This is a genomic window from Halanaerocella petrolearia (assembly GCF_054657875.1).
Genome location: NZ_BAAHXW010000002.1, coordinates 775,846 through 788,777, shown reverse-complemented (window position 1 = coordinate 788,777; position 12,932 = coordinate 775,846). Strand labels below are relative to the sequence as shown.

Genomic DNA, 12,932 nt, shown 5'->3' with positions numbered 1-12,932 from the left:
GCATTAATAAATACTTATAAATTGTAAGCTTTATTTCCTGTTCCATAGGTAGTTTCCCAATCAGAAATAAATTCTTCCACACCTTGGTCAGTCATTGGATGAGAGACTAATTCCTTAATCAGGTTAGGTTTAGCAGTAATTGCTTGACTACCAGCTAAAAAACAATTGTGAATTTGATCTACATTTCTAAAACTAGCTGCAAGAATCTGAGTAGCTAAATTATGAAGTTCAAATAACTCATTAATTTCTGAAACTACCTTTGTTCCTTTAGCAGAAATATTATCTATTCGATTAACATAAGGCGCTACAAAACTAGCTCCTGCTTGGGCTGCTAAAAAGGCTTGCTGAGGAGTAAAAACTGCTGTAGCAGTCGTCTTGATCCCTTCTTTATTAAGTAACTTAATTGCTTTAATTCCTTCTGTAATTACTGGAATCTTAATATATAAATTTCCTCCTACTTTTTCATTGATAAATTTAGCTTCTTTTATCATTTCCTCAGCCTCTTGACTCAACACTTGCACATGTAACATTTTTTCTGCCCCAATTATATCCCGAATTGCAGTTATTAACTCTAAAAAATCTGTATTCTCCTGAGCAATAATAGAAGGATTAGTAGTTACTCCAGCAATCGGATACAGATCTATATACTCTTTAATCTTTTCTAAATTAGCTGTATCTAATAAAGTAGTCATCCTTATCACTCCTTTTTTATTATCTATATTATGAACAATTAATTAAACAAATAATAGCCTCCTTTCTATAGACTCTGTTCAGTTCGAGAAATAATATCATTTTGAGTCTTCTCATCTAAGGTAACAAACTGAGCACAATAACCAGCTACTCTAACTATTAAATCTCTATATTCTTCTGGATTTCTCTGGGCTGCTTTAAGTGTCTCACTTGATACAATATTAAACTGAATATGCCAGCCCTTAAGATTAATAAATGATTTAATAAAAGAAATAAATTTATTAAATTGAGACTGCCCCTCTAATAATTCTGGAGATAGTTTTTGATTCAACAATTGCCCTCCTGTAATCTCAATTGTAGGCAATTTAGTAATAGAATTAATTACTCCAGTTGGCCCATTTACATCAGTCCCTTGAGTAGGAGATGCTCCTTCAGCAGTAGGAGTTCCTTTCTCTCTACCATCTGGAGTTGCTCCACATACAGATCCCATAGGTACATTAGATGAAATACCAGAAGTACCTAAATAATACTGCCCTCCTATTGGACCACGATTATATCTAGTATTTTTATAATTTTTAATTTCTTTTTTATAGGAATTATAAGCATCTAGAGCTACTTGATCTACATAGTCAATATCATTACCATACTTAGGAGCATCTTTTAACATTTCTTGAATCTCTTGACCTTTCTCTCCAGTAAAATTGTTTTCTAAAGTTTCCATTACTTCTTCAGTAGTTAATTCTTCTTCTTCATAAATATATTTTTTAAGACTAGCAAAAGAATTAGCTACATTTGCCAAACCTACTTGTAATCCACTTATCATATCATAAACTGCTCCACCTTCTTTAACTGTCTTACCTCGTTCAATACAATTATTTATTAAAGACGAACAGACAATATCTGGTACTAACTTTTCTAAGTTAACATCAGCTACATGATCGGAGATTACAGACAATTTAGTATAATAACTAATGTGTTCTTCCCAAGCATCCCATAACTGATCAAAAGTATCAAAATCAGTTAGATCCCCATTGCCTTTTAGTAATACATGACCTGTTCGTGTATCCTTACCATCATTAAGAGTTAATTCTAGAGCTTTAAGCATATTTAAAAAGGTCATTCCTGTACAACGATAGCCCCATTTACCTGGTACAGCTACCTCCACACACCCTACCATAGTGTAACCATAAGCATCTTCATAGGATACTCCTTTATCTAATAAAGAAGGAATAATTATTTCATCATTATGCAAGGCAGGCATTCCATAACCAGTTTTAATAACTTCACCACATTCTCTTAAGAACCTTTCAGGACTGTTAGCATGAACTCTAGCCGATAGATTAGGTTGAGTTAATTTCATTTCTGCTACACTCTCTAGTATTAAATAAGATAATTCATTTGTTTCATCTTTACCTTTATAATCTTGTCCTCCAATAGTTACATTTTGATAGGTAGGATAACCTGCTCCATAACCGGCATGAGAAGTAGGTCTTAACTTAATAATAGAGAATAACTTAATCCATAAACATTCTAATAATTCTTTAGCCTCTTCTCGTTCTATAACTCCTGTTTCAATATCATGCTTATAATACTCGTATAAATATTGATCTACTCTCCCAAGAGAAGCTGAATGACCATTACTTTCAATTTGAAGAACTAAATGAATGAACCAGATTGTTTGGACTGCTTCATAGAAATTTCTAGGAGGTTTAGCTGGTACCCTCTGACAAATATCAGCTATCTTTTTTAACTCTTCTTTTCTCTGTTTATCAGTCTCCTCTACTGCTTTCTGATAGGCTAGTTGAGAATAACGATTAGCAAAATCAATTACACTTTGATTAGCAATAATAGTTGATTCTAAAAAGGCTTTCTTTTTTAAAGCACCAGTTTGGCCCATATCTAATTTTTCAATTGATTCTTCTGCTTCTCTAATAACTCCATTAAGCCCTTTATCTAGTACTTTTTCAAAATCCGGTACAATATGACCATCTCCAGAAGTCATATTCCCTTCTCCATGAATGACTTTCACTTCTGAAGCTTTTTCTACTTCTTCAGGCAGTAACTCTTTACATTTAGCATGTAGAGTTTTGCCTTGCCAATAATCTACTATTTCTAATAATTCATCAATATCTTCTTCAGGAAGATAAAAATTATCTCCTGGACGTTGGTCAAAGTTACCTTCTTCTTCTATTTCAGTCTTCATCCAGTCGACAGCATACTCAGGAAAAATAGGAGCTGTTCTTTCATCAGAAGCTTGATTTCCTACAACAAGTTCACCATCTTTAATGTAAATTGTCATATTTCCAAGAATATTTTTAACTGATTCAGCTCTCTTCAAATAAATAGGTGCAGCTTCATTTTCTTGATAAGCCTCAGTAATATACCTTGCTCTTTCGATACAGACCTCTGGTCTCTTTGATAAAACACTTTCTCTTAATCTTTCTACTCTTGGATTATCCAATTGATAACTATTTTTATCCATTGAAAATCCCTCCTATAATTATGTTTAAAAATAATTAATAAACTTTCACTCTTTTAGAATATTAACTCCACCTACAACTTTAACATCCAGGCCTTTACTTGCTATTAATTGTTTTAAACTCTTAATTTCATCTTTTTTAGGTGGTTCTAAATCTGCTAAAGGATATTTGCGATTTAATTTTTTATAATTTTCTCTGCCTAATGTATGGTAAGGTAGTAAATGAACTTCTTGGATTCCTGAATAGAAAGCTAGATTATAAATTGAATTAAGGTGCTCTTCACTATCATTAATTCCTGGTATAATAGGAACTCTAATAATAATATCATTATCTAATTTGGAAACTTTCTCTAAATTATCTAAGATTAAAGTATTCTCAACACCTGTTACCTTTAAGTGCTGCTTATTATTTAAGTGCTTAATATCAAATAATACTAAATCGGCATATTTTAAAATTCTTTTAAAGTCATCCCAAGCTCCATATCCAGAAGTTTCAATGGCTGTATGAATATATTCTTGTTGACACTTCTCTAGAAGTCTTGCTGCAAATCCAGACTGTGATAAAACTTCTCCTCCAGAAATAGTTACTCCACCATCTGATTGATTATAAAAAGTTATATCTTTTTTTATTTCTTCAAAAACTTCATTAACAGTTAGATATTTACCTATTGTTTCTGTGGATGAATCATTTCCATTATAGGTTTTTTCTATTTTATTGCTTTGTGTCTGCGGACTACTGCACCATTGACATCTAAGAGGACATCCCTTTAAATAAACTACTGTTCTAATTCCTGGCCCATCATAAACTGCATACTTCTCAATATTTGCCACTAAACCTTGAGTGATATAAAATCACCTCCCTAATTATATTTTACCTAATAATCTGTTTTATTATTATTTATTATTTATTATTACTTAATATTATTATAGATTATTTAATTATTAAAATCAACTATTTCCTTTTATTTTATTAATATTGATTATTGATCTATCTTATTATATACTTAATAATAAATTATATTGTATATAAAAGGAGGCTATATTAATGAGTAATAAATTATTTGCAGAAGAAAGAAGAGAAAAAATAAAAGATATCTTAAATAATAAAGGCAAAGTCATTGTTAAAAATTTAAGTAAACAATTTGATGTTACTGCAGATTGTATTCGAAAAGATTTAAAAAAACTAGAGAACGAAGGTGTTTTAAAAAGAACTTATGGAGGAGGGGTTCCAACTAGAAAGATTCCAACAGATAGAAAAGTTGAAGAAAGAATAGATTCTCATCGCGAAGCTAAAAATAAAATCGCTAAAAAAGCTTTTAATCTTATAGATGACAATGAAACTATATTTTTAGATATTTCAACTATAAATATCTTATTAGCTCAACTTATTGATCAAAGTAATAAAAAAATAACTGTTATAACCAATATGACTGATATTATAACTACACTCTCTTCTAATCCAAATGTAACAATAATTTGTCCCGGAGGAAAATTCAATCCTGAACTTGATGGTTTTATAGGAAGTATGACAATTGAGGAGATCTCCGATTATAAACCAAGTAAGGCTTTTATTGGTAGTGTAGGAGTTAATGCTTTTGAGAAAGAAGTAACTACATTTAATACTGAGGATGGAAATACTAAGAAAGCTATTATTAATTCTGCCAAAAAGTCTTTTATAGTAATTGAAAATATTAAATTTGAATTAGATGGATTTTATAAATTTTCTAATTTAGAGGATATAAATGGAATTATTACTGAAAAAAAACCTGGATCTAATATTTGTGATGCTCTGTTAGAAATAAATACTAAGATAATATAACAGAAAATACTACATATTTCTCAAAAAATAAAGGAGTCCTGTTAAATTTAACAGGACTCCTTTATTTAAACTTAATTGAAAGGGTTATTATTAATCAATTACAATTTCATCTAAATCAGCTACTTCAGATAATAACTCAGCAACTAATTTTAATAAGTATAAACGATTTTCCTTAACTTTCTTATCTTCTGCCATTACTCGTACAGAATCAAAAACAGCATCAACTGATTCTTTAATTGTAGTCAATTCTTCTAAAGCTATAACATAATCTTGATCGATTAATAACTGGTCTACTTTATCTTTTAATTCTTTATAATCAATATATAACTCTTCTTCAGTAGTAGATTCAAACAACTCTTCATTGATTATAACTTCCTCTGTAGCCTTCTGGGCCAAATTATTGACTCGATTGAAGACAGTGATTAAGTCTGCAAAGCTTTCATTAGATCTAAAGTCCATAACTGCTTTAGCTCGCAATAAAGTATCATGAATATCAGAACAATCAGTAGCTAAAATAGCATCTCTAACATCATATCTAATATCTGCTTCTTCTAATAACTTCTCTAATCGTAACTTAAAGAAGTCAATTACATCTTCTTTAATCTCAACCTCTGGCCGCTGGATCTTATCAGCTAATAACTCTAAGGCCGAATCGATTAAAGTATCTAAAGTAATATCTAACTGACCATCTACAATAATGTTTACAATCCCTTGTGCTTGTCGTCTTAAAGCATATGGATCTTGAGATCCAGTAGGAATAATACCTACACTAAAGCAAGCTACAATATTATCAATCTTATCAGCAATACTGACAACTTGACCTACATTAGTTTCTGGTAAGATGTCATCAGCATATCGTGGTAAGTAATGTTCAAAGATAGCTGTAGCTACTTCCTTATCTTCTCCATCTAATAAAGCATACTCTCGTCCCATTACTCCTTGTAATTTAGAGAACTCATTTACTATTTCAGTTACCAAGTCAGCTTTAGCCAACTTAGCTGCTCTCGTTGCTTGCTTTACTTCTGTATCAGACATCTCAAGCTCTTGAGCAAAGTTATCAGATAGATCAATTATTCGTTCTACTTTATCATAAATAGTACCTAAATCTTCCTGGAAGATAATATCCTTAAGCTCTTCAACTTTTGCCTCTAAACTTGCTGCTTGATCCTCTTCATAGAAGAATTTCCCATCTGACAATCGAGCCTGTAGTACTTTTTCATTACCTTGACGGACAGTATCAATATGTTCTGCTGTTCCATTTCTAACAGTAATAAATAAATTTTCTAGCTCTCCTGCATCATTTTCTACTGGGAAGTAACGTTGGTGTTCACGCATAGAAGTAATTAGCACTTCAGATGGCAACTCTAAAAACTCTTGCTCAAAGCTACCACACAAGGCAGTTGGATACTCAACTAAGAAGTTAACCTCTGTTAATAAATCATCATCTATAACTACATTAATTTCTTCTTCCTCTTCAATCTCTTTTATCTGCTCAATTATCATCTCTTGGCGTTGACTATGATCAACAATCACATATTCTTCTTCTAAAGCAGAGAAGTAATCAGCAGGTTGAGAAATTTCTATCTTTCCATCACTTAAGAATCTATGTCCTAAACTCCAATTATCAGTCTCTACCTCTGCCACAGAAAAGTCTATCTCTTCTGTTCCATATAAAGCTAATAACCACTTAATTGGTCGGATGAAACGCATTTCTTGGTTGGCCCAGCGCATAGGCTTAGGGAAATTTAAATCAGTTATTAATTCATTTAATAGCTGCGGTAGTAACTCTTTAGTCAGTTGACCTTCTTCTGTAGTACAGGCAAAGACATACTCTCCATTATCTGTATCTCTAATCTCTAACTCATTTGGTGTTATACCTTGACCTCTAGCAAATCCCTGACCAGCCTTAGTAGGATTTCCTTCATCATCAAAAGCAATATTATTAGCTGGCCCACGTACTTCTTTATGTAAATCCTCTTGTTTAATAGCCACATCTTCAATATATAGAGCCAATCGGCGTGGGGTACCAGTTACTTTAATATTACCAGTCTCAATCCTTTGGGCTGAAAATTTATCTCGGGCCAACTTCTCTAATTGTTCAAAAGCAGACAACATAAACCGTGCTGGAATCTCTTCAGTTCCAATTTCTAATAATAGGTCCTTACTCATTATCCTGTCCCTCCTTTAACAATGGATGGCCTAACTCTTCTCGCTGTTGGACATAAACTTGGGCACATGCCTTAGCTAAATCTCGAACTCGACTAATATAGCTAGTCCGTTCTGTAACTGAAATAGCTCCTCGAGCATCTAATAGGTTAAATGTATGAGAACACTTTAACACATAATCATAAGCCGGTAATACTAAACCTTTATCAATTACACTTTGAGCTTCCTCTTCATATAAATTAAATAAAGTAAGTAATTTATCAACATCAGCTTCTTCAAAGTTATATGTAGAATGTTCTACCTCGCCTTGATGGTGTACATCACCATACTTAATTCCATCAACCCACTCAATATCATAAACACTATCTACTTCTTGTAAGTACATAGCAATTCTCTCTAAGCCATAAGTAATCTCTACTGATACAGGCTGACATTCAATACCTCCTACCTGCTGGAAATAAGTAAACTGGGTAATCTCCATACCATCTAGCCAGACTTCCCAACCAAGTCCCCAAGCACCTACAGTTGGATTCTCCCAATTATCTTCTACAAAACGAATATCATGCTTGTCCGGATCAATACCTAATGCTTCTAAACTTTTGAGGTATATCTCTTGAATATTATCAGGCGAAGGCTTCATAATCACTTGATACTGATAATAATGCTGTAGTCGATTAGGATTTTCTCCATAACGTCCATCATCTGGTCTTCGACATGGCTCTACATAAGCTACATTCCATGGCTCAGGACCTAAAGACCGTAAAAAAGTAGATGGATTCATAGTTCCTGCCCCTACCTCAACGTCATAAGGTTGACGAATAATACATTTCTGTTCAGACCAAAACTGATTCAAATTATTAATAATCTCCTGAAACTTCACAATAATTTCCCTCCCGCATTTTAAGTTAGTGTCAGTGTAAGGAATCAATGTAAGTTAATTTAAGCTGTGAGCTATGTGTCATGAGCCTAGTCAAATTCAAAATCATAGACATATCTTAAATCCTTAGAACATAGAAGTTTAAGGGTTTAAGTTTTGAATTAAAGGTTTTGAATTCGCAGATAGCTCAAAGCACACGACTCACGACTGTATCACTTTCAAATTAACTATCTAAGTAAGAAATTTCACTCACACTAATCCGTGACACTCTAATTACAAAAAACCCCCTCCCTAGTAGTACTACCAGGGACGAGGTCAAGCTCTACCCTGTCATTTTATTATACCAAATTTTGCTCTTAATATATCAAAGATTATTCACCTTGTCAATTCTACTTAGAACGCTCCACCTTGATTTTATACTTAGTAGCCATAGCAGCTATAGTAGCTATAGCCGCTAAATAAGGAGCTAAAACTACACCTACTAGACCAGCTGTAACTGGAATATTAAGCACAGAACGATCACCTTTTTTAACAACAATTCTAGTTACATTCCCCTGCCTAATTAGCTCTCTGATCTTACTGACTAATTGACTACCTTGAGCCTGAAACTCATCTTGCTGAAAATTAGCCTTAGTTTCTTCTTGTCGTTTCTGATTTTGACTTCTATTTTGATTCTGATTTTGGGTCTGATTCTTGGTCTCTCTGTTGGCCCTTTTATTTTTAGGTTGGCTCTCATTATCTATAGTCAATACTGCCTCTAATACATCTCCATTAGATTCTTTTAACGCCTGAATTGCTTCTTCATAACTAGCCCCAGTCCGTTCTACTATAACATCTATCTTATCTAATTCCTCCATTGCTTTCCTCCTTAAAAATCTTTTACTGTCTCTAAAAAGGAGAGAGTCTTTAACCTTTTTTCAATAATTGTTTCAACATAAGCTGGCATAATTTCAACTAGTTCTCTATTAGCATAAGCTGGTAAATCAAGCCGTAATAGACGTCTATAATCTAATTGTAATAACTGCTGCATAAACTTAATAGTACCTAGACTTATTTCTTTATCCTGGTTAGTATTACACTTAGAACAGAACAGACCACCTTCTACTAGGTTAAATCTAAAATCAGAATCTACTTCTGCTTCACATTTAGTACAAGCTTTAATCTGAGGACGATATCCTAACAAAGCCAATAATTTCAACTCAAAAGCTCTAACTAATAAGTCTAATTCACCTTCATCTAACTTATCCACCAACTTTAATGTTAACAATACTAGACTGAATACAGATTCATGAGATTGGTAATCAGCAGTCAATTCATTAATTAATTCAGCCAAGTAAGAAGCTACTCCCATCTTTACAATATCATCTCTAAGACTGCTAAAAGATTCTTTAATCTCACACTGACTTAACCTACCCAAATCAGATTTCCCTTGATAGACCAGTATCTGATTATAGGTAAAAGGCTCTAAACCTGCTGCTAAACTACTTTTGGTTTTACGTACTCCATTAGCTACTACTCTAACCTTTCCTTTATCTCTAGTAAACAAAACAATTATTTTATCTGCTTCTCCTAATTCATAATGACGTAAGACTATAGCATCTGTATCAAAGAGGCTCATAATTATCAACCCTTTTTATTAGTGTCTCCTATCTCCTTCTAGATATAACTCCAAACTCCTCTTTGATAGCTTGGCTTATAGTCTTTTCCTCTTTAATGCCCACCTACCAAACTTCCCTAGTTTGATATTTATTGTTCCACATCTGATAAATAGTATTACTATCAAATTTTGATGTAACTTTATAATTTGTATTAAACTACTGCTACTTGTTTAGTATATGCAGACCATCAATCTTCATAACAGCAAAATTAAAAAGAGCCAGCATTTAAACTGGCTCTTAAAAATTAATCATCTTTATTTGTAACTACTTCTATAGCATGCTCGGTACCAATTCTATTAGCTCCTGCATCCAACATCTTAATTGCATCATCAAAATTCTCAACACCACCATAAGTTTCAACACCAATACCTCGACCAACTATCTTTCTAACTAATGCTACATCCTCTAAATTTGGTTCCTCCTCTGGGCCAAAACCCGTCTCAGTCTTAATAAAATCAACACCTAAATTCTTAAGATATTTAGCAACTTCTACAAGTTCTTCTTCAGTTAAGTAAGCAGTCTCTATAATAGCTTTAGTAATAATATCTTTAGTAACTCCTGATAACTTAGTAGCCTCAATTACTGGTTTAATATTCTGCTTAATTGCATCCCAATCCCTTTTTTTAATATTTGCAGTATTAATTACTATTTCAATTTCTTGAGCTCCATTATCTAAGGCATCTTTGGTCTCATAGGCTTTAGCCTTAGCTGTTCCTGCTCCTAAAGGATAATTTACTACTGTCGAAACCTTTACTGAACTATCCTTAAGTAACTGAGTAGCTAAAGGAACAAAACATGGATTAACACTGACAGCCACTAAATTATACTCCTTAGCCTCTTCACAAACCTGCTTTACATCAGCTACAGTAGCAGTTGGATCTAATATTGTATAATCAACAACTTTCACCATATCTTTAGGTTTAATTGCCACTAGCATCAACTCCCTTATATAGTATTAAGTTAAATATTCTAAAAATACTCTAGCTAAACTAAAATAAATAAATAATCCTGAAACATCTATTAAAGTAGTGATAAATGGCCCAGCAGCCACAGCAGGATCAGCTCCAAAATAATTAATAATAAATGGAATAATTGTACCAGCTAAAGTAGCAGTTATAATTGTACAGAACATTGCTAAACCAACAACTACTCCTAACATATAACTTCCTTGCCAGAAGAAAGCCACTATCCCAATAATCAAGCCACAAAATAAAGCAGTCAAAACTCCAACTTTAAGTTCATTCCATAAGTATTTACCAATCTCCTTAGGTTCTATATCTCCAGTAGCCAACCCTCGTACTACAACTGCTAAAGACTGGGTGCCAGCATTTCCCCCAGTTCCAGTCAAAGTAGGAATAAAAAAAGATAAAGCTACTACCGAAGATAAAGCATCAGAAAAACTACCAATTACAGTTCCAGATAACATACTAGCAAATAAAAGTATTGTCAACCAAGGTAACCTTTTAAATGCCCCCTGCAAAATTGTATCTCTACTTGTATCTAAATCCACTTCAGTCGTTGCGGCCATTTTATAAATATCTTCTGTTGCCTCTTCTTCAATTACATCAAGAATATCATCTACAGTTATTATACCCAATAATTGATCTTTAGAATTGACAACTGGAACAGCTAATAAATCATACTTAGAGATAACTTGAGCTATCTCTTCTTGATCTAAATCAACTTGAACATGAATTACTTTCTTCTGCATTAAACTCTTAATTTCTCTATCAGGATCAGCTGTAATCAATTCACGCATAGAGAGCACTCCAACTAACCTTTGTTTCTTATCAACTATGTAGATATAATAAATCATCTCTGCTTCAGTAGCAACTCGCCTGACAGTATTTAAAGCTTCTCCAGCTGTCTTACTCTCTTTAACAGCAATATACTCAGTGGTCATTATCCCCCCAGCACTTTCTTCGTCATATCCTAATAAATCTTGAATCTGCTGGGCATCATCTTGTTTCATTAACCTTAATAACTCTTTACTCTTACCAATTGAAATACTACCAAGCAAGTCAGCTATATCATCAGCATACATATTATCTAAGATTACTTTCAACTGCTTAGCTTCTAAAAAATTTAATAAGATACGCTTTGATGTTGCATCAATCTCAGTTAATGAAAAAGCTATCTTCTCTAAAGGCAAACAAGGCAATACAAATCTCAGTTCAGCTGTCGACAGATCTTCTAACAACTCTGCAATATCAGCAGGATATAACTTGGCTAAAAAATTTTTAATTTTAGAATCAGCTTCGAGTTCAATCTTTCCTCTCAGTTCAGCTAATAACTGCTCCTGCTTATCTCCCATACTACTACCCCCGATATCCTAACATCCGCAAGGCATCTTCTTTATCACGCCAGTTCTTCTTTACTTTAACCCATAAATCAAGGAATACCTTACAATTTAATAAACTTTCAATATCTTCTCTAGCAGCACTACCGATTTTTTTAAGCATCTTTCCTTTCTTACCAATTAAAATACCTTTTTGTGACTTTCTCTCTACATAAATATTGGCCCGTATATCAATTAATTCCTGCTCCTGACGATCATTAAAGTCAATAATTTCAACTGCTACTGAATGAGGAACCTCTTCATGAGTATAATTTAAAACTTGTTCTCTGATTAATTCAGTAATAATAAACTGCTCAATCTGATCAGTTATCATCTCATCAGGATAATACTTAGGTCCTTTAGGTAGAAAATTAACTATTTCGTCAACTAAGTAGTCTAAATTAATATCTTTTAAAGCTGAAATACTGATTACATCATCAAAATCTGCCAACTGTTGATACTTCTTTATTCGTTCAGGTAGTTTATCTTTATCTATATCATCAACTTTATTTAAAACCAATAAGATAGGCATGTCGGCACCTGATAATTGTTTAGCTATTCTTTTATCATCTTGATTAGGAGGATAATTAGCATCAACCATAAATAAAACTAAATCAATATCCTGTAAAGACTGATAAGCAACTTCATTTAAATATTGGCCCATTTTATCTTGTGGTCGATGTACACCAGGTGTATCAAGAAAGACCATTTGAGCATCATCTAAAGTTAAAACACATTGAATCTTATTACGTGTCGTTTGGGCTTTCCGAGAGGTAATAGCTATCTTTTCTCCAATTAAATGGTTAATTAAAGTTGACTTACCAACATTAGGTTGTCCAACTACTGTAATGAATCCTGATTTAAAATCTTCTCCAACTTCTAATTTATTCATCTTGGCTCCTCCT

At 32.9% G+C, this 12,932-nt stretch carries 11 protein-coding genes; 1 reads left to right on the top strand and 10 read right to left on the bottom strand.

All coding sequences use genetic code 11. From position 1 onward, the window contains the following. Window positions 1-14 precede the first annotated feature (14 nt). From ACYQ39_RS11140 to ACYQ39_RS11130, 3 genes are all read right to left on the bottom strand, one after another. The gene (locus ACYQ39_RS11140) at window positions 15-692 is read right to left on the bottom strand and encodes a fructose-6-phosphate aldolase (RefSeq protein ID WP_459843067.1); all 678 of its coding nucleotides are present in this window, start codon (window positions 690-692) and stop codon (window positions 15-17) included. A gap of 65 nt (window positions 693-757) precedes the next feature. Further along, window positions 758-3,172 carry a glycyl radical protein gene (locus ACYQ39_RS11135; RefSeq protein WP_459843065.1) on the bottom strand — a complete coding sequence of 805 codons (2,415 nt, stop codon included), beginning with the start codon at window positions 3,170-3,172 and terminating at the stop codon, window positions 758-760. Window positions 3,173-3,217: 45 nt separating this feature from the next. Further along, complete coding sequence (locus ACYQ39_RS11130; RefSeq protein WP_459843063.1) at window positions 3,218-4,000, bottom strand: glycyl-radical enzyme activating protein; 783 nt, start codon at window positions 3,998-4,000, stop codon at window positions 3,218-3,220. A gap of 214 nt (window positions 4,001-4,214) precedes the next feature. Between ACYQ39_RS11130 and ACYQ39_RS11125 the strand changes: the two genes are divergently transcribed. After that, on the top strand, window positions 4,215-4,988 hold the full coding sequence (locus tag ACYQ39_RS11125; protein WP_459843061.1) for a DeoR/GlpR family DNA-binding transcription regulator: 774 nt from the start codon (window positions 4,215-4,217) through the stop codon (window positions 4,986-4,988). Window positions 4,989-5,078: 90 nt separating this feature from the next. On the opposite strand, the gene glyS is transcribed toward ACYQ39_RS11125, so the two are convergent. From glyS to era, 7 genes are all read right to left on the bottom strand, one after another. Then, window positions 5,079-7,157 (bottom strand): glycine--tRNA ligase subunit beta, encoded by a 2,079-nt coding sequence (glyS, locus tag ACYQ39_RS11120; RefSeq protein WP_459843059.1) that lies wholly within the window; start codon window positions 7,155-7,157, stop codon window positions 5,079-5,081. After that, window positions 7,150-8,034: a glycine--tRNA ligase subunit alpha gene (gene glyQ / locus ACYQ39_RS11115; RefSeq protein WP_459843057.1), complete on the bottom strand. Its 885-nt coding sequence runs from the start codon at window positions 8,032-8,034 to the stop codon at window positions 7,150-7,152. Before glyQ ends, glyS begins: the two co-directional genes overlap by 8 nt. 386 nt (window positions 8,035-8,420) lie before the next feature. Then, a complete protein-coding gene (locus ACYQ39_RS11110) occupies window positions 8,421-8,888 on the bottom strand; it encodes a DUF4342 domain-containing protein (RefSeq protein WP_459843055.1) in 468 nt (155 codons plus the stop codon). Window positions 8,889-8,899: 11 nt separating this feature from the next. Next, window positions 8,900-9,649, bottom strand: a complete 750-nt coding sequence (gene recO, locus ACYQ39_RS11105; RefSeq protein ID WP_459843053.1) for a DNA repair protein RecO — start codon at window positions 9,647-9,649, stop codon at window positions 8,900-8,902. 284 nt (window positions 9,650-9,933) lie between these two features. Next, window positions 9,934-10,626 (bottom strand): deoxyribose-phosphate aldolase, encoded by a 693-nt coding sequence (gene deoC, locus ACYQ39_RS11100; protein ID WP_459843051.1) that lies wholly within the window; start codon window positions 10,624-10,626, stop codon window positions 9,934-9,936. Window positions 10,627-10,644: 18 nt separating this feature from the next. Continuing rightward, on the bottom strand, window positions 10,645-12,003 hold the full coding sequence (gene mgtE / locus ACYQ39_RS11095; protein ID WP_459843049.1) for a magnesium transporter: 1,359 nt from the start codon (window positions 12,001-12,003) through the stop codon (window positions 10,645-10,647). A 4-nt stretch (window positions 12,004-12,007) separates the two neighbouring features. Next, window positions 12,008-12,919 (bottom strand): GTPase Era, encoded by a 912-nt coding sequence (era, locus tag ACYQ39_RS11090; protein WP_459843047.1) that lies wholly within the window; start codon window positions 12,917-12,919, stop codon window positions 12,008-12,010. Between the last annotated feature and the right edge of the window lie 13 nt (window positions 12,920-12,932).